Raw genomic sequence first — 22,997 nt, forward strand, 5'->3', positions numbered from 1 at the left:
GGAACTGAAACATCGAAACACACCCATGTCCATCAGCCTGCCCCGCTCCCGCCTGTCCGATCCGGATGCCGGCCCACTGCCCGTGATCTGGACGGTCAGCGTGTCACGTCTGACCGGCCTGCTCGGCGATGTGATCCCGGAATTCGACCGCCGCGCCCGCATCGTGCCGATCAATCTCGGCTTCGAGGAGGCGGTGGATGTGATCGGCCAACGCCTGCGGCGCGAACACTGCGACGTGGTCATCGCCGGCGGCTCCAATGCCGCCTACCTGCGCAGCCGGCTGGAGGTACCGCTGGTGCCTATCCAGGCCAACGGCTTCGACCTGATGGAAGCGCTGGCACGGGCACGCCGGATCGCCCCGCGGATCGGTCTGGTCACCCATGCCACCGATGTGCCGACCTTCGGCAGCTTCCAGCACAGCTTCGGGCTGGACATCGAGCACCGCCGCTTCGTGACCCGTGAGGATGCGCGCGACTGCATCGCCGATCTGCGTGCCAACGGGATCGAGGTGATCGTCGGCACCGGCATGGCGATCGACCATGCCGAGCAGGTCGGCCTGCCCGGGGTGCTGCTGTACTCGGCGGACTCGGTGCGGCAAGCGTTCGAACATGCCTTGGAGCTGACCCAGACCCTGGCCCGTTCCGGGGCATCGTCACTGCGGCGGCGGGCACCTGCCAAGCGCCGGGAGGCGGACCACGCCCTGCTCGGCGACAGCACGCCGATGCAGCAGGTGCGCGAGCACATTGCGCTGTACGCCCCGTACGACAGCACCGTGCTGGTGACCGGCGCGACCGGCACCGGCAAGGAGCTGGTGGCGCGGCAACTGCATAGCGCCAGTGGCCGCCGGGGTCGTTTCGTCGCGCTGAACTGCGGGGCGATCAGCGAGTCACTGCTGGAAGCCGAGCTGTTCGGTTACACCGAAGGCGCGTTCACCGGCGCACGTCGTGGCGGCCGTGTCGGTCTGGTGGAAGCGGCCGAGGGCGGCACCCTGTTCCTCGATGAAATCGGCGAACTGCCGCTGCCGCTCCAGACCCGGCTGCTGCGAGTCCTGGAAGAGCGCGAAGTGCTGCGCGTGGGCGCCACCGAGCCGACGCCGGTGGACGTACGCGTGGTCGCTGCCACGCTGCAGACGCTGGAATCGCTGGTGGACACACAACGCTTCCGCCGCGATCTGTACTACCGTCTGGCCGCGCTGCGCATCGCGCTGCCCACGCTGGACGAACGGCGCGAGGATGTCCCCGTGCTGGTGAGCCACTTCTTCCGGCAGCTCGCCGGCATGGACGCACCCTTGTCCGCCGAGGCGATGGCGCGACTGCGCGACTACGCATGGCCGGGCAATGTGCGCGAACTGCGCAACATGGTCGACCGCCTGCGCATCCACTGGCAGCAGCAGCCGGGCACGTTGTCGCTGCCGCAGATGCTGCAGTGGTTGCCGGAGCTGCATGCGGTGCAGCGCCCAGGGGGGCTGCCAGGCCCCGGCGGCCCGGCAGCGCTCACCGCTGCCTCGCCGGCGCGACCGGATGCGGCCGCGCTGCAGCAGTTGCTGGCCGACTGCGGCGGCAACCGCGAGCAGGCCTGCGCGCAGTTGGGGGTCTCGCGGACGACGCTGTGGCGTTGGCTGCGCGAGGCAACGCCTGCCTAGATCAGGGGAACAGCATCCGCTTGCTCCACTGCCCGTCCGCGCCGATCTCATAGCACCAACGCTCATGCAGGCGGAACTGCGCGCCGTACCAGAACTCGATCCGCTGCGGCACCACGCGCAGCCCGCTCCACCCTTCCGGGCGAGGCACGTCGCGGCCGTCGAAGCTGGCTTCGGTGGCGGCCACGCGCGCATCGAATTCCTCGCGCGAGGTCAGCGTCCTGGACTGCAGCGACGCCCACGCACCGATCTGGCTCATGCGCGGCCGCGAGGCGAAATACGCATCGGCCTCGGCATCGCTGACCTGCTCCACGCGGCCTTCGATACGCACCTGGATGCCGGCCTCGCGCAGACTGCGCCACAGCAACAGCAGCGCCGCCTGCGGATTGGCCTGCAGCTCACGGCCCTTGTGACTGTCCAGGTGGGTGTAGAACACGAAGCCGCGCTCATCGAACGCCTTCAACAACACCGTCCGCGCGGAGGGCTGGCCGTTCTGGTCGGCCGTGGCGACGGTCATCGCATTGGGTTCAACTTCGCGGCTGGCCTTGGCTTCCTCGAACAGCCCGGCAAAGGTGGATAGCGCTTCGGCATACAGATCGGTCATGGCGGTTTTCTTGTCACGCGGTTTGGGTTTATTGTCGCTGCATGCCTGCACCTGCGTACATGCCCCCGACGAAAGGTTTTCCGGATGCACTGGTCGCGCAGGCGCTGGACGACGCGCTGGGCTGCGGCGCGGCGGTTCCAGTATTGGCGATCAGCGGCCTGCAGGGGAGCGGCAAATCGACGCTGGCGGCCCAGGTGGTCGCATTGGCGGCATCGCGCGGCCTGCGCGCGGCCATGCTCTCCATCGACGATGTGTACCTCACCCGTGCCCAACGCCAACGTCTGGCACGGCAGGTGCATCCGCTGCTGCTTACCCGCGGTCCGCCGGGCACCCACGACCTGGCCTTGGCCCATGCCACGCTGGATGCCGTTGCGGCCGGCGGCCCGGTCGCACTGCCCCGCTTCGACAAACTAGCCGATGAGCGCCAAGCCGAAACGGACTGGCCGCGCATCGACGGCCCGCTTGACCTGCTGGTGTTCGAAGGCTGGTTCCTCGGGACCCCGGCGCAGGACGAGACCGATCTAGACCCACCGCTCAACGCACTCGAGCGCGAGGCCGACGCGGACGGCCGCTGGCGGCGCTGGTGCAATCACGCCCTCGCCACCGACTACCCCGCGCTCTGGCAGCGCTGCGACCGGCTGTGGTTCCTGCAGCCGCCGGATTTCTCGGTGATCCCGCGCTGGCGCTGGCAGCAGGAGCAGAACCTGCAGGCGGCCCAGCCCGACCGAAGCAGCATGAGCCGCGCCCAGCTGGAGCGCTTCGTCCAATATTACGAACGGGTCAGCCGGCAGGCACTGCGTACCTTGCCCGCGTTGGCAGACACCGTCATTGCGCTGGACGAGCAGCGCCGGATCATTCCGACGCGCTGACCACGGCCACCAGAAGGTGCGCGGGGATCAACCGACCAGGAAGGTCACCCGCAGGTTCACCCGCCACTCGGTGATGTTGCCCTCGCCATCGGTCACCACCTTGGTTTCATTGATCCAGGCGCCCTGGATGCCTTTGACCGTCTCGGACACCTTCTTCAGGCCACTGCGTACGGCGTCTTCCACGCTGGTTTTGGAGGACGCGTTGATCTCGATGATTTTGGCGACGGACATGGGGCGCTCCGGTAGCGCGCGGGACAGTCCGCGCCGGCCCACCATGGGGGCCGGCGCGTAAAGGCGATGGCACGGAGATGTTAGGATCGAGGGTAATGAACCCCGCTCCGAACCTCATCCTGATTGGCCCGATGGGCGCCGGCAAAACCTGCATCGGGCGCCGGCTGGCCGAGCGCTTCACGCTGGACTTCGTGGATGCCGACCAGGCCATCGTGGACAGCACCGGGGCCAGCATTCCGGCGATCTTCGAGCACTCCGGGGAGGCCGGCTTCCGCCAGCACGAGCGGCAGGTCCTGCACGCCCTGCTGGACGGCCACGGTCAACTGATCTCCACCGGCGGTGGCGCGGTGCTGGATCCGGACAACCGCGCGGCGATCGCCCGCCGTGGTTTCGTGGTCTACCTGCGTGTCAGCGTGCCGGCCCAGCTGGAGCGGCTGGCCCGTGACCGCGGCCGCCCATTGCTGCAGCGCCCGGACCGCGAACAGGTACTGCACGACATGGCCGCCGCCCGTGACCCGCTGTACCAGGGCTTGGCCGACCTCACCCTGGATACCGATCTTTACACGCCCGCCGAGGCCACCGCGCAGTTGGTGCTGCGCCTGGCCGCGCAGTGGCAGCGACAGGAAACACCCGAATGACCCCTTCCCCGCGCACCGTTGCCGTCAGCGGCGACACCCCCTACACCATCCACATCGGCCCGGGCCTGCTCGGCCAGGGCGAGCTGCTGGCCCGCCATGTGCGCGGCCGCCATGTGCTGCTGCTCAGCGATTCCTCGGTCGCCCCGCTGTATCTGGCCGAGGTGACATCGGCGCTGCTGGCCGTGCGCCCGGACCTGCTGATCGGTGAGCTGGTGCTGCCGGCCGGCGAGGCCTCCAAGACCCTGGCCCACTTCGGCGATGCGATCACCGCACTGGCCGCCCTCGGTGCCACCCGCGATGCCTGCGTGATGGCGCTCGGTGGCGGCGTCGCCGGCGATCTGGCCGGCTTCGCGGCCGCCTGCTGGATGCGCGGTGTGGACTGCGTGCAGTTGCCGACCTCGCTGCTGGCGATGGTCGATTCCTCGGTCGGCGGCAAGACCGCGGTGGACATCCCCGAAGGCAAGAACCTGGTCGGCGCCTTCCACCCGCCGCGCGCCGTCATCGCCGATACCGCCGCCCTGCGTACCCTGCCCCCGCGCGAGCTGCGGGCCGGCCTGGCCGAGGTGATCAAGTACGGTGCGATCCGCGACCCGCTGTTCTTCCAGTGGCTGCAGGCCGAACATGCCGCGCTGCTGGCCGGCGATGACACCGCGCTGGCCCAGGCCATCGCGCGCAGCTGCGAGCACAAGGCCGAGATCGTGGCGCGCGATCCGCTGGAAAAAGGCGAGCGCGCCCTGCTCAACCTCGGCCACACCTTCGGCCACGCGATCGAAACCGAACAAGGCTACGGCGCCCCGGGCAACGACAACCTCAACCATGGCGAAGCCGTCGCGGTCGGCATGGTCCTGGCCGCGCGCCTGTCGGCCCAGCTGGGCATGAGCGGGGACGCTGATACCGACAAGCTGCGCGACCTGCTGCTGCGCTACGAACTGCCGGTGGCCATTCCTGCCGGCCTGCAGCCCGAGGCGCTGCTGGCCCGGATGCGGCTGGACAAGAAGAACGTCGCCGGCCGGTTGCGCCTGGTGCTGTGGCGCGGGATCGGCCGGGCCGAAGTGGTCGCCGATGTCGACGAGGCCAACGTGCTGCGCGTGCTCGCCGCCGGTTGAGCCTGCGACGTTCCGCCGCACCTGCCCGTCGCTGACGGCCGCCTGCGGCGTTCACGGCTACAATCGGGGCATGCGCGTCTTCCTGCACCACCACGCCCGCGGTGCCGATCCGGCCCGCTATCTCCAGCTCACCCTGCAACCGGACCTGTTCGGTGGCTGGGAGCTACTGCTCGAGTCCGGGCCCATCGGCGGGCGCGGGCAGCTGCGCCGCGAGCAATACCTGCAGGAAGACCTGGCGCTGGCCGCGTTCGAGAAGGCACGCGATGCGCACCTGCACCGCGGCTACGAAGTGACCTATACCAGTGGCGATCCGCCGCGCTGAGCGGCCCCCACCGCCCTGCCCCCATTCGGCCCCGCGCCACCAGATCCCAAGGAAGCGTTCCGTGACCATCCCCTCCCGCCATGATCGCCTGCTGCGCGCCCTGCGCCGCGAACCGGTGGACTGCACCCCCGTCTGGCTGATGCGCCAGGCCGGCCGCTACCTGCCCGAGTACCGCGCCACCCGCGCCAAGGCCGGCAGCTTCCTGGCGATGGCCAAGAACCCGGATATCGCCTGCGAAGTCACCCTGCAGCCGCTGCGCCGCTTCGACCTTGATGCCGCCATCCTGTTCTCGGACATCCTCACCATCCCCGACGCGATGGGCCTGGAGCTGTACTTCGTCGAAGGCGAAGGCCCGAAGTTCCGCCACCCGGTCCGCGACGCGGCCGCCATCGCCAAGCTGGCCGTGCCGGACATGGAAACCGAACTGCGCTACGTGATGGACGCGGTGCGTGTGATCCGTCGCGAACTGGATGGCAGCGTGCCCCTGATCGGCTTCTCCGGCAGCCCGTGGACGTTGGCCTGCTACATGGTGGAAGGCGGCGGCAGCAAGGACTTCGCCCGCATCAAGGCGATGGCCCTGAACGAACCGGCCGCCCTGCACCAGCTGCTCTCGGTCGTCACCGACGCGGTGATCGCCTACCTTGCCGCCCAGCGCGCGGCCGGCGCCCAGGTGCTGCAGGTGTTCGACACCTGGGGCGGCGTACTCAGCCCCACCATGTACCGCGAATTCTCCCTGCGCTACCTGACCCGCATCGCGCAGGAACTCGAACGCGGTGAAGGTGCCGAACGCACCCCGCTGATCCTGTTCGGCAAAGGCACCGGCCTGCACCTCGGCGCCCTGGCCGACACCGGCGCCGACGCCCTCGGCGTTGACTGGACCCTGGACCTCGCCGACGCCGTCGCCCGCACCGGCGGCCGCGTCGCCCTGCAGGGCAACCTCGACCCCACCACCCTCTACGGCAACCCCGCCGCCATCGAACGCGCTGCCGGCCAGGTGCTCGACAGCTACGCCCAAGGCAACGGCGGCTCCCGCGAAGGCCACGTCTTCAACCTCGGCCACGGCATGTCCCCGGACATGAATCCCGAGCACGTGCAGGTCCTGGTGGAAGCCGTCCACCGCTTGAGCCGGCGCTGATCGCCGCTGGTGGATAGCCGGCCAGCGGCCGGCACTACCCGGGCATGGCCAGCGACGCACGCGTTCTGCATCCAGAACGCGTGCTTTCGTTTCCACCCTCGAGACGGACGACGCATGCCGTCAGCAGTTGATCGGCGCCGATCATTGCCGCGCGGCGCGCGGCCATCCACGCATTGCGTGGATCTACCCATCTCATTCCCGGCATCACGTCCATTCCCGGCCATCAAGACGAGCGTGTGATGGCCTGCATTTTCCGTGGCAGCCAACCAATTGTCATGGGTGTGGCACGGGTGGGTTGGCGGGACCATGAGCGCCATGGATGGCGCGACATGAGCCTCCATGGACGGATTTACGGCGTGTCCCGCCGACCCACCCGTGCCGCAGCCTCTCCGGGACACCGACCGCACCAATGCTTCGGCTTCGGCTTCGGCTTCGGCTTCGGCTTCGTCTCTTGACCACACCCTGATCCCACATCGGCGATCATATCGCCCTCGTTGACGAAGGCCCGCACCATGACGACCAGCAGCTACGCCTCGATCCGGCCCCTGTTGTGGCTCGTATCGCTGGCCATCTTCATGCAGATGCTGGACTCCACCATCGTCAACACCGCCCTGCCCGCCATGGCCCGCAGCCTCGGCGAAAGCCCCCTGCAGATGCAGTCCGTCGTCTTCAGCTACGCCCTCGCCGTCGCCACCTTCATCCCCGCCTCCGGCTGGATCGCCGACCGCTTCGGCACCCGACGCACCTTCCTGGTCGCCATCATCCTGTTCACCCTGGGCTCGCTCGCCTGCGCCCTCGCCCAGACCCTGCACCAGCTCGTCGGTGCACGCGTCCTGCAGGGCATCGGCGGTGCCATGCTGCTGCCGGTCGGCCGCCTGGCCGTCATGCGCTCGGTCTCGCGCGAAGAATTCCTGCGCGCCATGAGCTTCATCGCCATCCCCGCCCTGATCGGCCCGCTGATCGGCCCCACCCTGGGCGGCTGGCTGGTCGAAGTCGCCTCGTGGCACTGGGTGTTCCTGATCAACCTGCCGATCGGCATCATCGGCTACGTCGCGGCCATGAAAATCATGCCCGACCACTACGCCGAGCACCGCACCCGCTTCGACATCGCCGGCTACCTGATGCTGGCCTTCGGCATGGTCGTGCTCTCTCTCGCGCTGGACGGCATCTCCGGCATGGCCACGCCCCATGCCTTGGTCATGCTCATGACCGTCGCCGGCCTCGCCGCGCTTGTCGGCTACTGGCTGCATGCGGCCAACTCCACGGCGCCGCTGTTCTCGCTCGCGCTGTTCCATGTGCCCAGCTACCGCATCGGCATCCTCGGCAACCTGTTCTCGCGCATCGGCAGCAGCGCCATGCCGCTGCTGATTCCACTGCTGCTGCAGGTCGGCATGGGCATGAGCCCGATGAACGCCGGCCTGTTGATGATCCCGGTCGCCGCCGCCGGCATGGTCTCCAAGCGCTACGCGGTCAAACTCGTCGAGCGCTTCGGCTACCGCCGCGTGCTGATGGTCAATACCGTTCTTGTCGGCCTGGCGATGGCCAGTTTCATCTTCATGACACCCGGCCAGCACCTGTGGATCCGCATCGTGCAGCTGGCGCTGTTCGGCGCGGTCAACTCGCTGCAGTTCACCGTCATGAACACCGTCACCCTGCGCGATCTGGATCGCGACTTCGCCAGTGCCGGCAACAGCCTGCTCTCGATGGTGATGATGCTCGCCACCGGCTTCGGTGCCGCGGCGGCGGGCAGTCTGCTCGCGGCCTTCAATCACCTCGATGCCTCGCACGGCGCGACCGCCGCGCTGCACGCCACCTTCGTCTGCGTCGGCGCTATCACGCTGACGTCCACGCTGATCTTCTGGCAGCTGCCCGATACCCGGCCGTCGCCGCGGGATGTCGAAGAAGTCGCCGAGTAACGACAGGCACGTGACGGCAGGCACACCGTCAGCGGACCAACGGTCCGCTGCTACCGGGTGGCGTGCAATACGCGCGCGATTGCCTCCACCAGCAGATCGCCGGTCACCGGCTTGCGCAGGAACGCATCGAAGCCGGCCTGGCGTGCCTGCTGCTCGATCGACGGATCCGTCCGCGCCGTCACCGCGATCAACGGCATCTCGAATCCCTGGCTGCGCAGATGCTCGGCCAGCGCGATGCCACCCAGCCCGGGCAGATCCAGGTCCATCAGCACCACCTCGAACGGCGCCTCGCTGACCTCGCGCAACGCCGACAGCGCGTGCTCGGCGTGTACCACCTCATGCCCGCGCGCCGACAACAACCCGCTGACCACCTCGGCCACGGTCAGATCGTCCTCCACCAGCAGGATACGCAACGGTGGCAATACCCATTGCCCACCTTCGGCCGTTCCGCTCGCGTTGGTCGTCCCGGCCTCCAGCGGCAACGGCAGTGTCACCGTGAAGCGCGTGCCCACGCCGAGCTGGCTCTGGACGCCAATCTGCCCCTGCATGGCCAGTGCCAGTTCGCGACAGATCGCCAGGCCCAGCCCGCTGCCCCCGTACTGCGCGGCGGTGCGGGCGCCATCGGCCTGCTCGAAGCGACGGAACAAGCGCTCCTGCTGATCGGCGCTGATGCCCGGTCCGGTATCGGATACTTCGATGTGCAACCCGCGGCCAGGCGTGATCGCCCGCAACGTCAGGCGTACTTCGCCGTGGCTGGTGAACTTGACTGCGTTGCCCAGCAGATTGAGCAGGATCTGACGCACACGCAGTTCGTCGCCGATGGTGCGCGTGCCGGGCGATACCGTGTTGTCGACCACGAACCGCAGCCCTTTCTGTTCGGCCAGTGCCGCCATCAGCGCACAGACATCGCCGATCGGCCGCTGCAGTTGGAAGGACTGCGCCTGCAGTTCCAGCCGCCCCGATTCGATCCGGGCCAGGTCGAGCGCATCGTTGACCAGGTGCAGCAGATGCTCACCGGCATGCCGGATCGACTCGGTGTAGCCGCGCTGCTGCGCGTTCAACGGCGAGGACAGCAAGAGCTCGCTCATGCCCAGCACCCCGGTCATCGGCGTGCGTACTTCGTGCCCCAGATTGGCCAGAAAGCGCGTCTTGGCCATCGAGGCCTGCTCGGCGAGCTCCTGCTTCTGCAGCGCCAGCTGATAGGCATGCCGGCGCTGCAGCCGGCGCCGGTACAACCAGGCGAACAGGCTGAGCAGCAACAACACCGCCGAGGTCAGCAGCAACAGTCCGGACAGGCTGCGCCACCACGGTGGCAGCACGCGGAACTCCAGTACCTGCACCCGCGACCAGATATGGTCGGCCGAGCGTGCCTGCACCTCCAACCGGTAGCGGCCCGGTGGCAGACGGGAGAACAGGCGCTCACCGCCCGGCCCCACTTCAACCCAGTCCGGATCGTAGCCGGCCAGGCGGTAACGATAGTTGTTGGAGGTGGAATCGGCGAAGGACAGCAGCCGCGCCACGATCCGCAGGTCGCGATCACCGTCGGCGATGTCCAGCGGCACCGCATGGGTCAGGTCCAGCACGCGCTCGCCGCGGCGCACCTCCACCCGTTCGATCACCAGCGGTGCACGGCGGGTCGCCGGCTTGACCAGCGCCGGATCGAACACCACCACCCCGGCTGGTGTGCCGCCAACGATGCGTCCGCTCGGCGTCAACGTCAGGGTGCGGCGGCGGAACTCCTGGCTGGGCAGGCCATCGTGCACGCCGTACTGGCGCACACTACCGGCCTCCGGATCGACCCGCACCAGCCCGCGTGCATTGGCTGCCCACACCACGCCCTGCCGGTCCACCACCAGCCCGGTCGCGTTGATCGCCGGGTAGCCCGCACTGCTGCCGATCACTTCCTGCAGGGTCAGCCGATCGCCCTGCCAGGCATAGTGCGAGAGTTTGCCGTCCTCGGACAGCCACACCGTGTCATCGCCGGCCAGCGCCATGGCGTAGACCCCTGCCGCAGGGCCACCCGGCAGGGGTTCGAACCGCGAACGCGCCGCCACCCACTGCAGCAGGCCCTGGCCGGTGGCCACCCACAGCCGATCCTGCGGGCCGCACCGGATATCCAGCACGTTCTGCCCCGTGCTCAGCCCGGCATGGCCCAGTGCCACCCGGTGCAGCACGCGTCCCTCCAGGTCGCGCTGCTGCAGGCCATTGGCCGATGCGGTCCACAAGCGCTGGCCGTCGCAGATCGCCAGGGATTCGATCGCGCCGTCCATCGCCGCATCGACCGCGGCATCGCGCCCCCAGCGCCGTATGCGCTTCTGCCCCGGGTCGTAACGCAACAGCGCATCCCAGGAGCCGATCCAGACCTGACCGCGCGGATCTTCGAGCACCGACTGCAGCCACTGCGTGCCGTCCACCCAGGTCCGGTGCTGCTCGACCCGCCCGCTCACCGGATCGAACTTGTCCAGCGCACCATGCGTGCCGACCGTCCACACGCCCCCGTCGGCGGCCGCGCCCATGCCCAGCACATACGCGTTGCGCAGCGAGGCCGGATCATCTTCCAGCCGCGACAGCACCGAGAACTGCCACCAACGCGGCAGCAGATGCCACAGGCCGCCGTTGGTGCTGGCCAACCAGATGCCGCCCTCGCGATCTTCATAGGCACCGGTCCAGTTCGGGCGCACCTGCCCACGCGCGATCGCGCTGTACAGCGGCACCTGCTGGAACTGACCGTCCATGGCGCGGCCCAGGCCGGAGCGGGTATCGAGCCAATACCCGCCCTGTTCGTCGCGCAGCATCATGCCCAGGATCTGATCGCCTTCGGCCACCGCCCAGGGCGCCGGTTCGAAGCGACCGTCCGGCCGACGCACCGTGACCCCGGCATTGCTGTTGATCCACAGACTGCCATCCGCCTCGGGGGTGAGCCCGTTGATGACACGCGCCGGCAGCTGCGCGCTGGGCACGAGCTCGAAATCCTGGCCGGTCCAGCGGGCCAGCCCGGCCTGCGAGCCGATCCACAATGTTCCATCGAGCGTGGTGGCCAGTGAGCCGACCGATGCGGCCGGCAGACTGCGTGGATTGCCGGGCTCAGGCATGAAGCGCGTGAGCGTACCGTCGCGCTCCAGCCGATGCAGGCCGCCCTGGTAGGTCCCGAACCAGATCGCTCCATCCGGCGTGGACGCCACGCTCCAGATCGTGTTGCTGCCGATCTCCGGGTGGCTGTCACGGTCGTAGAAGCGGATCTCGCGGCGATCGGCCGACATCATCGCCAGGCCGGCATTCTCCGTACCGATCCACAACTGATTGCGCGCATCCACGTGCACACTCCAGACGTGGTTGTCGCGCAGGCCGTCCTCGGCACGCCAGATGCGGTAATTCCGGCCGTCGTAGCGGGCCAGGCCATCGTTGGTGGCGATCCACAGATAGCCGTAGCGATCTTCGGCCATGCGGTTGACGGTGTTGGATGGCAGACCATCGAACACGGTGAGTTGCCGCGGCGTCGGCGGTACCGGCTGGGCCGACGCAAGCGTCGGCCAGAGCACACACAGACCGATAAGCAACGGCCACAGCACTCGCAACACCAATGGCTCTCCCGGGTCTATCCGTTCATTCACCGCCGCCGCCCGGAACGGGCCTGCCGCCCCTGCCCCCCCCGGTCGTCGGGCAACGCCCCGCATAGTAAACCGTTCCCCGCACCGGCACGATCCACACCCGGCGGCCCCATCCGCTGCATCGCAGCCCGCAGCGCATCGCCCTGCAGCGGCTTGTGCACCAGGCCGTCGCCCCCCGCGGCCACGACCTGCGCTTCAAGATCCGGATCCCGACGCGCCGTGAGTACCAGTACCGGCAGGCGGTGCCCCTGCTGACGCAGCAGGCGCAGCAATGACAGTCCATCCATGCCCGGCAGGTCCAGGTCCAACAGCATCAGTTGCGTGCCGGGGCGGGCCAGCGCAGTCAGCGCAGCCAGCGCGTGCTCCGCATGGACGACAACGTGGCCGCGTACCTGCAGCAGACCCGTGACCACCTGCGCAACGAGAGGATCATCTTCCACCAGCAACACCCGCAGACCATCGATGTCATCGTCGATGTCCTGCGCGTCCTGACCCGCCAGCAGCGATGGGCAACGGTCCAATGGGACGCTCAATGTGGCCTGCCAGCGACGATCGGGCAGCTGCAGGACACACAACCGCCCCTGCATCGCATCAGCCAGCACATCGACATCGGCCAGTGCCTCGCGCACCCGGGACAGCCGAGGAGACGGACAGGCGCCCGGCTCGGCCATGACATCCAGCAGCAGACCGGTGCGTCCTGGTCGCCAGGCCATGCGCAGAGTCACCAGGGTGGCACCGCTCTGCGCGGCGAGTCCGCAGGACAGCCATTGCACTGCCTCCCGCAACCGGTCCGGATCGCCCTCGACACAGGCGTCGGCCGGCAGTGGATGTGCCGATGACAGCTGGCAACCGGACACCGCCAGACCGCACGCCACCGCGGCATGCACGTCGAGCCACCATGGCCCGAGGGCAAAACGCCGCCGCTGCAAGGTCACCTTGCCGGCCTGCAGCCTGGCGTTCTCCAACGCTTCATCGACCACTTGCAGCAGTGCACGTCCGCCCTGTTGGATGTGCAATACCTGTTCGCGCGCGTCCGCGGGCAGCGGCGCCTCCAACAGCAGCTCGCTCATGCCCAGCACACCGGTCAGCGGCGTCCGCACTTCATGGCCCAGCGTGGCCAGATAACGCGCCTTGGCCTGCGCGGCCTGTTCGGCCCGCGCCTGCCGGCGCGTGGCCGCCCGCCACGCGTTTGTACGTCCGCGGTGACGCCGCAATCCCCAGGTTGCCAGCACCGCCCCTGCGAGCGCGCCCATCCACAGCAGCGCCCAAGCCCCGGGATGCGCCCAGCCGCTGTAGGCCACCTGCAGATGCGTCTGCTGGATCGGCGACCAACGCCCATCCTCGCCACGCGCCTGGAATTCCAGTACATGTTCGCCCGCGGGCAGGCGCGGAAAGCCGCGCGTACCGCGTTGTCCGGCACGGACCCACTCCGGGTCTTCGCCACGCAGCCGGAATCGATAGTCGACGGCCCCCCCCTGGCTGCTGCTGAGCAGGCGCGCTGACAGCTGGATGTCGCGATCATCGGCGTTCAGGCGCAGCGGCTCGGCGGCCGGCAACTCGATCCAGCGCCGCTGCCGGCGCACTTTCACACGGTCGATGACCAAGGTGGGAAGCACCGTCGCCGTCAACATCCCGGCCGGATCCAGCGCAAGCACGTTGCCGGTCTGATCCATCGCCAGCAGATGGCCGCCGGCTGCCACCAGGCTGTCGTCCAATGCCATCACCGGCAGTCCATCGTCGGCCGTGTAGAGCCTGGCACTGCGACCGTCCAACGCCAGACGCACCACGCCGCGCGCGGTAGTCGCCCAGACCGCCCCGTCGCTGGCGCCGGCCAGTCCCCGCGCAAGCGCCATGGGCAGGCCGTGCGAGGCATCCAGGCGCAGCGTGGGATGCAGGCGACCTGCGTCGCTCCGGAATACCGTCCATCCCTCCACATCAGCAACCCATAGCCGGCCGTCGGCATCCAGGTGCAAGGCACTGACCTCCCGTCGCGGGCCGCCCGGCACGGGATCGAAACGGCCGGCCGCGGGTTGCCACTGCTTGAGTCCGTCGCGGTCGCCCAGCCACACCTGCCCGGCGATGTCACAGTGCAGGGCGAATGCCGCGGTGCCGGGACGGAGCCCCACTGACTCGTAAGTGGCACTGCCCAGCAGGCGCCCATCACCTGCGCGCTGTTCCAACCGGCCATTCCCGGCAAGCCACAGCTGATCGCCACACTGCTGCAATGCGGCGTGCGGCGACGCCACCGGGCCACCGGTGGACCCCACCCGCCAGCGCCGCTGCCGTCCCCGCACGGGATCGATACGGGTCAGCCACGGCGCCGCGAACACCCAGACGCCGCCGTGACCGTCGTCGCTCACCACATGGCGATCGGGGCGCTCGGGTGCACGCGCATAGGCCCATCGCGGCCGGTTGAATCCGTGCTCCGGCGAAATGCGTGTCAACCATCCATCGCGCACCCACCACGCCTGCCCGTCGGCGGCAGGGGCCAGCCCGCCCGGTGCGGTGGAGGCGTGGGCAAGGGGCGCGGCGAAGCGCTCCAGGTGGCGCCACTGCGCGCCGAGCCGCCAGACCCCCTGATGGGTGCCCAGCAGCCAGACCCGTCCCTGGCGATCTTCCAACACGCGCACGATGCGCGGCTCATTGGGCCCCTGCAATCTCGGCAGAGTGAGCGCGTGACGATGCTGCCCCTGCCAGTCCTGCCACCACAGCGTCGACCCGTCAGCGAACCAGTCCCCGCCTGCGCGGCTATGGCCGAGCCAGCGTCCGCGTTCGCGCCCCTCGCGCTGTATCTGCCACGCCGGCAACTGCCGCCGCACGGTGCCTTCTGCGGTGCTCGACCACAACCGCCCCTGCGCGTCCAGGCCCAGGGCGGTCACCGCCGCGGACGATGCCCCCAGCGTCGCCGGTGACTGGAACCGGCCCTCCTGCCAGCGGGCCAGGCCCGCAGCGCTGCCGATCCACACAGCGCCCTGGGCATCGGCAACCAGGTGCTCCACCCGGGCCGACGGCAGGCCGCGGCCATCGGTCGCGGGCAGGTACTGGTGCAGGCGACGATCGCGGGTGAGGCGGAACAGCCCGGCATCCCGGGTGCCGAACCAGACGCTGCCGTCGACCATCGGCTGGATTGCCAGCACCGGACTGGCCGCCATCGCCGGGGCGGACGGTCCTGCCCACCGCGCAAACTGTTGGCGATCGGCCGACAGGCGCTGTAAGTAGCCGTTGGCCGTGCCTATCCAGAGCTGATCGCAGGCATCCAGCGCGATGCTGCGGACCTCGTTGTCGGCCAGCCCATGCTCCATCCGCCAGACGCGGAAACCACTGCCGTCATAGCGGGCCAGGCCATCGCCGGTGGCGAACCAGAGGTAGCCCTGCCGGTCCTCCACGATCTGATGCACCACATTTGATGGCAACCCATCCACGGTCGTGATGCGTACTGCGGGACTCGGGAACGCCAGCACGGCGGCCGGCAGCAGGCAGCACAGCAGCGCGAACAGACACCGCAGCATGCCGCCCCGGCTCATGGGCCGCGCCGGCATCGGGCCAGACACGCCGTCAGAGTCGCCCGGCTCACCGGCAGCCGCAGGAACAGGTCGAACCCCGCCGCAATCGCCTCACGCTCGGCGCCGATGTCCGCGCGCGGTGTCAGGGCCACCCTGGGGATCCCCGGCCAGCGACGCGATAACCATGCGCCCGCCCGCTCGCCGCCTACGCACAGGACCGGGTCCACCACGATGACATCCCAGCGCCCGTGCTCCCTCAGTGCCTTGGGCATGGCCTCCAGCCCGGGCACGCACAGCCCCACATGGCCGAGCGAGACGAGCAGAGCGCGCAGCACATCGGTCACACTCGTGGCCGGATACACCACCAGCACCCGCAGCTCGCCGGCGCCGTTCGCATCCTGTGGTGCGCACGATGGTGCATCGCTGGGAATGGCATCGCTGCGCGGCAACGGCAATCGCACCTGGAAGCAGGCGCCGTCGCCGGGACGGCTGGTCACCGTGATGTCACCGCCCATCGCCAGGGCCAGGTCGCGGGAAATGGACAGCCCAAGGCCGCTGCCGCCGTAACGCGCGGCCGTCTGTGCCCCGTCGGCCTGTTCGAAACGCTGGAACAGGCGCTGGCACTGCGCTGCGGTCATGCCCGGGCCGGTATCGACAACCCGCAGCAGCACGTTCTGGTCCTGGCCTGCGCACTGTACCTGCAGTCGCACCTCTCCCTGTGCGGTGAACTTCAGTGCGTTGCCCAGCAGATTGAGCAGGATCTGGCGCAGGCGCGGGGCGTCGCCGATGAAAACCGCCGTCGCCGGCAGCGTGCTGTTCCACACCAGCGCGAGCGACTTGCCCTGCGCTACCGGGAGCAACAGCGCATGCACCTCTTCGATCAACCGTTGCAGCAGAAAGGGGCCCGGCTGCAACTGCAGCTGACCGGATTCGATGCTGGCCATGTCCAGGGCGTCATCCACCAGCCGCAGGAGATGTGCGCCGGCGTAGTGCAGGCTGTCGACCTGGCTCCGCTCCGCCGGTGTGAGCTGCGTACGCTGCAGCAGCTCGCTCCAGCCCAGCACCACGGTCATCGGGACGCGTATGCGGGCGCCCAACGTCCCCAGGAAACGGGTGCGCTGCAGGGACGCCCGCTCGGCGCGGTGCTGCCGCGCATGCAGCCGGCGCCAGCGGCGTTGCCGCCGGCGCCGCGCCAGCCCGCCCCAGGCCCCAAGCCACAGCGCCGCCGTTCCACCGGCCACCGCCGCGTACCGCGCGGTCCGCGTCTGCCACCAGGCCGGAACCACCTGCAGCGCAATGCGGCGAATCGGCGACCAATCCCCATCGCCTTGCCGCGCCTGGACCTCCACCGTCTGCAGACCCACCGGCAAGCGCTCGAACACGCGCTGCCCCGCAGCACCGTTCTCCTGCCAGTCCGCGTCGTGCCCATGCAATCGGAACCGGTAGCGCACGCGCGAGGGTTCGCCGCCGGACAACAGGCGCGCGGATACGCGCACGTGCCGATCGCCGCCGGACAGCGGCACCGGCGCAACGCCGACCGGCAGGGTGACCTGCACGTTGCCGCGCCGCGCGGTGATTGCGTGGACCACGAGCCCGGCATGCCCCGCCGGGCGCACGATCGTGGCCGGATCGAACAGCAGCACACCGCCTTCGTGTACGGCAGCGACCACATGATCCCCAGCGGTGCGTACCATCCGTCGCGGCAACACGTCATGTCCGGGCAGGCCATCGTCGCTGCCGAACTGGCGTATGCCGCCGCCATGCGGGTCGACCCGGATCAGGCCACGGGTGCCACCGGCCCACGCCACGCCACGCACGTCCACCACCAGCGCCCGTGCCAGCAGGTGCGGATAACCGTGTACCACGCCGAAGCTGTGTGTCTTGCGCAGCCGCTGCCCATCCCACCGGTAGCGCCGTAACACGCCTGGACTGCTGATCCAGTAGTCGCCATCCGCACCCCGCGCGATTGCGCCCACGTCGTCCTGCGGGGCACCGTCGACCGCCGCGAAACGCTCCTGCGCTGGCAGCCAGCGTTTGAGCCCGGTGCGATCGGTTGCCCACAGCACGCCGTCGTCGGTACACAGCAGTTGCGGGCCGTTCGCCGGGGGCATCAGGCCAAGTGCCTGTGGAACAGCGGACAACTGCAGGGCGCCGTCGGCATCACGTCGCTGGATCCGGTCAACACGCGCCAGCCACAGCGAGCCGTCGCGGCAGGACTCCAGATCGACCGCGCCCGTACTGCCCTCCCAACCCAGCAACCAATGCCGCAACTGGCCTGTGCCGGGCGTGTATCGAGACAGGGTGTTGCCGCTGGTCAACCAGAGCCGCCCGTGACGATCTTCGGCCATGCCCACTGCCTCGGGGTGCAGGCGTTCGGGCCGGTAGTGGAATCCGGTATCGCTCTGTCCGGTCCGCACATCCACGCGCTGCACGCGCCCATTGTCACCGGCGATCCACACCTGTTCGCCGGCGGACGCTGCCAAGGCCAGCACGTAGTGCGCATCCAGGCCGGGCCAGCCATCCCGGGCCGCGGGCAGCAGGGTGAACTGGCGCCAGCGCGCAGGAAGATGCCACAGTCCCCGCCCCTGCCCGATCCACCACACCCCACCGACCCGGTCCTGCAGGGCATGACTCACCCCTGCGGTCCTGCGGATCGTGCCGTCGAGGTCGCGCAGCGGCACTGGCTGCGGTGCGCGTCCGTGAGGGTGCCGTACCAGGCCGGTTGCATCGGTGGTCCATAATTCGCCTTCGCGGCTGCGCAGTACCGGCATGCCGGGCGCCGTCGGCACCCCCGGTGTGCCAACGGCATCCCAGCGGTGCACGCCGCTGCGGGTGGCCGCCCACACACCGCCGTCCGGATCGGGCCAGAGCGACTGCACATCCACCCGCCCACCGCGCCGCAGCGGCACGGCGACGAAGTGCGTGCCTGCACGACGCAACACCCCGTGCGAGGTGCCGACCCACAGGCTGCCGTCGCGGTCGACGGCCAAGGCATTCACCCGCAGCGCGCGTCCGAACGGGTGCGGTAAGGGGACGGCGCACCAACGGCCATCGGCCTGCCGTGAAAACAAACCGTCCGCGACCGTGCCCACCCAGAGCGTGCCATCAGGCGTGCTGGTCACCTGCACAATGCCAGTGCGCGGCAGTACCGCGGCCGCATCCCCGGGCATGCTCTGGAACACGCTTCGATCAGCGGACAGCTTCACCAGCCCCTGGGAGGCGGTGGCCAGCCAGAGCCGATCCTGCGCATCGACATGCAGCGCGCGCAGGTCCAGATCGAGCAGGCCCTGTTCCCGTCGCCATGCGCGGAAGCGATGGCCATCGAAGCGCAGCAGACCATCATCGCTGGCGAACCAGAGGTAGCCTTCCCGGTCTTCGTCGACCGCACGGATCACCGGGGTCGACAGCGCGTCGGCCGGACCGAGTGGGCGTGGCCACGGCAACGTGACAAGCGTACCCGCCGCGGCAACCATCGGCAGCCAGAGCAGGACCACCAGCATCCGGCCTGCCCAGCGCCTGCCCCCCTGTCCGGATCGGCCCTCTGACACTCCCTACCCCGACCATCCTTCGCAGCGTGAACCGCACGATAGGCCGAAGCCATCGGAACGAAGCCGATCAGGCCGGTACCGCGTCACAGGTCGATGAGTGAACTTTCCGATCAATAGAGCAATTGCGAAACATCGCGACAATCGTGGCCGCGGAACCGCGAGCACTCAGTACCGGAGTGACTTGCCCGCGCGCGCCTGCACGATCGCATCCACCAGCATGTCGCCGGTCACCGGCTTGCGCAGGAAGCCATTGAATCCGGCGGCCAGCACCTGCTGCTCGGCGTAAGCATCCGAGCGCGCAGTCACCGCGATCAGGGGCAGCTCATAGCCCATCGCGCGCAGCTGCGCGGCAATCGCGATGCCATCCAGCGCCGGCAGGTCCAGATCGAGCAGACCTACATCGAAGCTGCCTGCCGCTACTTCTGACAATGCCCCCAGGCCATGCAGCACGTGCACCACGTCGTGCCCGCGGGTGCGCAGCAGACCGGCGATGACATCGGCCACGGTGGCATCGTCCTCCACCAGCAGGATGCGCAGCGGTGGCAGCTGCGTGCGCGTCTCCTGGCCCGGGTCACGTGGCGTGCCAACCGGCTGTACGGTCCACGGCAGCGGCAGCGATACAGTGAAACGGGCCCCGTCACCCGGCCGGCTGTCGATCTCGATCCGGCCGCCCATCGCCACCGCCAGTTCCTGGCAGATCGCCAGGCCCAGGCCGCTGCCGCCATAACGCGACGCGGTCCGGGGACCGTCCGCCTGTTCGAAGCGATGGAACAACCGCTCCTGCTGGTCCTGGTTGATGCCTGGCCCTGTATCGGAGACCTCGAAGATGATCGCGCGCCCGTCATCGGCCAGCTCGACACCGAGCCCGACATGACCATGTTCGGTGAACTTGATCGCATTGCCGAGCAGGTTCATCAGGATCTGCCGCACGCGCATCTCATCGCCGCTGACCTGCACTGGGCCGGGCAGGTTGAAGCTGCGCTCGAACGCCAGGCCACGGTGATGGGCCATCGGCTCCATCAACGCCTCGACCTGATCCAGCAACGACATCAGATCGAACGGCCGCAGATCCAGTTCCAGCCGCCCTGCCTCGATGCGGGCCAGATCCAGCGCATCGTTGACCAGACGCAGCAGATGCTTGCCCGCATGCTGGATCGAGCCGGCATAGCCGCGCTGCACCTCATCCAGCGTGGTGGACAGCAACAGCTCGCTCATGCCCAGCACACCGGTCATCGGTGTGCGCACTTCGTGCCCCAGCGTGGCCAGGAACCGGCTCTTGGCCTGCGAGGCCTGCTCGGCCAACTGCTGCTTGTGCACCGTCAACTGCCACTGCTGGCGGCGGCGCAGGCGTGCACGTGCGACATACGCCAGCGCTGCGACCCCGATCAGACCGAGCAGCACGTAGCCCACGACCGCCCAGCCACTGCGCCACCACGGCGGGCGCACCTCCAGCTCCAGGGTACGGGGCGGCGTCCAGGCGCCCTGCGGGGTCGCCGCCTGCACCTCGATGCGGTAGCTTCCGGACGGCAGGCGCGACAGCAGGCGCTCGCCGTCGGCCGCCTGCATCACCCAGTTCTGGTCATACCCGGAGACCCGGTAGCGATAGCGGTTGCCGTGTGGGTTGGCGAATGAAAGCAGACGCGCGGACACGATCAGATCGCGGTCCTGCGGCCCCAGCACGATCGGTGCCTGCGTCGGCAGCATCTGCTGCCCTTCGGCATCGTCGCGGCGGACCTGCACGCTGTCGATCACCAGCTGCGATGGCGACAACAGCATGTCCGCCGCATCCGGATCGAAGCCGACCAACCCGGTCGCGGTGACTGCCAGGACGCGACCATCGCGCGCCTGCACCGGTGGGCGGTTGCTGAACTCCACATCCGGCAGCCCATCGCGTTCGCCATACAAGCGCAGCCGACGCTCGGCGCCCTGCCAGCAGATCAACCCACGCGGGGTGGTTGCCCAGACCTGCCCGTGACTGCCCAGCGCGAGCCCGCCCATCGACACAGCGGGCATGCCCTGGGCAGCGCCGACACGTTCGCGCAGGCTCATGCTCAGCCCATCCCAGCGATAGCGCTCCAGCGCGCCCTGACGTGCCAGCCACAGTTCATCCGGGCCGGTCCAGGCCGCATCGTAGATGCTGCCGCGGGAAATGCCCGGCACCTGCTCGAAGCGGCCATCGCGCCACCGCATCAGGCCCATGCTGTCGCCCATCACCCAGAGCTGCCCACGCGGATCGAACACCATCTGCTCAACCGGGTTCTCGGTCAGCCCACGGTGCTGGTCATTGCGGATGGTATCGAGCACGTTGCCCTGGGCATCGCGGCGCTGGATGCCGAAGTTCATGATCGACAGCCACAGCTCGCCGTTCGGCGCCTGGCGGATCAGATCGATGCGTTGGCGCACATCGGCACCACCGCCGATCTTCCATTCGCGCAGCATGCCGGTGGCCGGCTGGTAAAGATTCAAACGACCCGCGCGACCGATCCACACCGCGCCGTCCTCGCGGGGCAGCAGCGACCACGCGGCCCCAACCCCGATCTGTTTGTCGTCGGCGATCTGGCGCAGCTGGCCCTGCGCATCCAGCGTATAGAGGCCGTGCGCACCGGAGATGTAATAGGTATCGCCCCGCGCGGCCGCGCCGAGCAGATAGACGCTGTCCAATGGCTTGCCGTCGAGCTGGTACCAGCTGGAGAAGCGCTTCCAGTCCGGCGGCAGATACGCCAGCCCCTGGGTCAGCATCGCCACCCACAGCCCACCTTCGTGGTCCTGCAGCATGTCCAGCACGCCGCTGCGCGCGGTGAGGAAGCCACTGCCGGCGTCGCCGGCGAGCAGCCGCACCGCGCTCGCATCACCGCGGTACAGGCCATCGGCCGTGCCCAGCCAATAACCGCCATTGCGATCATGGATGACCGTGGCCGCGCGTACATCGGCACTGAGCTTCCAGGGTGCGGGATGGGCCTGGTCGTCGGCACCGATCTGGAACAACCCGCCTTCGGTGCCCGCCCATACGGTGCCATCGGGCTCTCGGGTCAGGCGGAATACGCTTTTACCGCCCAGCAGGGCCGGCGCGATCCGCGTGAAGCGGTCGCCATCCCAGCGGGCGACACCGTTGGAGGTCCCCACCCAGACCCGCCCCTGCGGATCGGCCAACAGACTGTAGATGGTGTTGTCGGGCAGGCTGCGCGGATCGTTCGCGTCGGCCTGGTATCTGACCAGCGTCCCGTCCTCGCTGCGCCGGCAGATACCGTGCTGGTTGGTGCCGATCCACAGCGATTGCGCGGCATAGGCCAGCGACCAGAACTGGCCCTCGCACGCCGCATTGAGCTCGGGGAACCGCGCGAACGCGCTGCGGTCGGGGCCGAGCATGCTCAGGCCAACGCCATTGCTGCCTACCCAGACACGATCCTGTGGATCGATGAGCAGGGTTTCCACTTCGTTGCCGGGTAGCGAGCCGGGCTCGGCTGGATCGTGCCGCCAGACCCGCAGGCCGACCCCGTCCACGCGGGCCAGGCCGTCATCGGTACCGGCCCAGATATAGCCTTGGCGATCCTGTGCCAGCGCCAGCACCATGCGCGACGGCATGCCTTCGGCCGCACCCAGGCGGCGCAAGCGTGGCGTCTCTGCCGATGTCCCTGCGGCTTCCAACACTGACGGCACTGCGCACAGCCACAGCCCCAACAGCACGATGCCTGCACCCCAGCGGCGCGTGCTCATCGATCCGGATCTCCCTGTTGGTGCGGATTGTCACACAGCGATCAGGACGGTGTCCGCATTCTGGGGGCCGCTGCCGCGGATGGAACGGGCTGTTTCCGTCCCGTGCAAGGAAGGCAGCATTGGCCGCCCGTGCTGTTGTCGGGCGCACCACGATCTGTTGCAGC

At 68.9% G+C, this 22,997-nt stretch carries 13 protein-coding genes; 7 read left to right on the forward strand and 6 right to left on the reverse strand.

What is annotated here, in order from left to right; translation table 11 throughout:
• The first annotated feature begins 31 nt into the window (after nt 1-31).
• A complete protein-coding gene (gene prpR / locus AC06E9_RS02410) occupies nt 32-1,642 on the forward strand; it encodes a propionate catabolism operon regulatory protein PrpR (RefSeq protein ID WP_478055579.1) in 1,611 nt (536 codons plus the stop codon).
• A 1-nt stretch (nt 1,643) separates the two neighbouring features.
• Here the strand turns inward: prpR and pdxH are convergent, their stop codons facing one another.
• Nucleotides 1,644-2,243 (reverse strand): pyridoxamine 5'-phosphate oxidase, encoded by a 600-nt coding sequence (pdxH, locus tag AC06E9_RS02415; protein ID WP_121038902.1) that lies wholly within the window; start codon nt 2,241-2,243, stop codon nt 1,644-1,646.
• 41 nt (nt 2,244-2,284) lie between these two features.
• Between pdxH and AC06E9_RS02420 the strand changes: the two genes are divergently transcribed.
• A complete protein-coding gene (locus AC06E9_RS02420) occupies nt 2,285-3,112 on the forward strand; it encodes a kinase (protein ID WP_152151978.1) in 828 nt (275 codons plus the stop codon).
• Between the two features lie 27 nt (nt 3,113-3,139).
• Here the strand turns inward: AC06E9_RS02420 and AC06E9_RS02425 are convergent, their stop codons facing one another.
• Complete coding sequence (locus AC06E9_RS02425; protein ID WP_121038908.1) at nt 3,140-3,343, reverse strand: dodecin family protein; 204 nt, start codon at nt 3,341-3,343, stop codon at nt 3,140-3,142.
• A gap of 95 nt (nt 3,344-3,438) precedes the next feature.
• Here AC06E9_RS02425 and AC06E9_RS02430 point away from each other — a divergent pair, with 95 nt between their 5' ends.
• The 5 genes from AC06E9_RS02430 (at nt 3,439) to mdtD (ending at nt 8,460) form a co-directional block, all read left to right on the forward strand.
• Nucleotides 3,439-3,981 carry a shikimate kinase gene (locus tag AC06E9_RS02430; RefSeq protein ID WP_455947241.1) on the forward strand — a complete coding sequence of 181 codons (543 nt, stop codon included), beginning with the start codon at nt 3,439-3,441 and terminating at the stop codon, nt 3,979-3,981.
• Nucleotides 3,978-5,087, forward strand: a complete 1,110-nt coding sequence (gene aroB, locus AC06E9_RS02435) for a 3-dehydroquinate synthase (protein WP_478055415.1) — start codon at nt 3,978-3,980, stop codon at nt 5,085-5,087. Before AC06E9_RS02430 ends, aroB begins: the two co-directional genes overlap by 4 nt.
• A gap of 70 nt (nt 5,088-5,157) precedes the next feature.
• Entirely contained in the window at nt 5,158-5,409 is a 252-nt protein-coding gene (locus AC06E9_RS02440; protein ID WP_478055416.1) for a WGR domain-containing protein, read from the forward strand.
• A 61-nt stretch (nt 5,410-5,470) separates the two neighbouring features.
• Nucleotides 5,471-6,544: a uroporphyrinogen decarboxylase gene (gene hemE / locus AC06E9_RS02445; RefSeq protein WP_478055417.1), complete on the forward strand. Its 1,074-nt coding sequence runs from the start codon at nt 5,471-5,473 to the stop codon at nt 6,542-6,544.
• Between the two features lie 512 nt (nt 6,545-7,056).
• Nucleotides 7,057-8,460, forward strand: a complete 1,404-nt coding sequence (gene mdtD, locus AC06E9_RS02450; protein WP_121038923.1) for a multidrug transporter subunit MdtD — start codon at nt 7,057-7,059, stop codon at nt 8,458-8,460.
• 50 nt (nt 8,461-8,510) lie between these two features.
• On the opposite strand, the gene AC06E9_RS02455 is transcribed toward mdtD, so the two are convergent.
• The 4 genes from AC06E9_RS02455 to AC06E9_RS02470 all read right to left on the reverse strand — a co-directional run bounded on the left by AC06E9_RS02455 (nt 8,511) and on the right by AC06E9_RS02470 (nt 22,833).
• On the reverse strand, nt 8,511-12,041 hold the full coding sequence (locus AC06E9_RS02455) for a hybrid sensor histidine kinase/response regulator (protein WP_259462113.1): 3,531 nt from the start codon (nt 12,039-12,041) through the stop codon (nt 8,511-8,513).
• A gap of 26 nt (nt 12,042-12,067) precedes the next feature.
• Nucleotides 12,068-15,592, reverse strand: coding sequence for a two-component regulator propeller domain-containing protein (locus AC06E9_RS02460; protein ID WP_478055418.1), 3,525 nt, complete (start codon nt 15,590-15,592; stop codon nt 12,068-12,070).
• Nucleotides 15,589-19,065 (reverse strand): ATP-binding protein, encoded by a 3,477-nt coding sequence (locus AC06E9_RS02465; protein WP_478055419.1) that lies wholly within the window; start codon nt 19,063-19,065, stop codon nt 15,589-15,591. The genes AC06E9_RS02460 and AC06E9_RS02465 overlap by 4 nt, the downstream gene beginning before the upstream one ends.
• 219 nt (nt 19,066-19,284) lie before the next feature.
• The gene (locus AC06E9_RS02470) at nt 19,285-22,833 is read right to left on the reverse strand and encodes a hybrid sensor histidine kinase/response regulator (RefSeq protein ID WP_478055420.1); all 3,549 of its coding nucleotides are present in this window, start codon (nt 22,831-22,833) and stop codon (nt 19,285-19,287) included.
• Nucleotides 22,834-22,997: the final 164 nt, after the last annotated feature.

The sequence above is a fragment of the Stenotrophomonas sp. Steno-Z10-BAI genome (assembly GCF_056393115.1).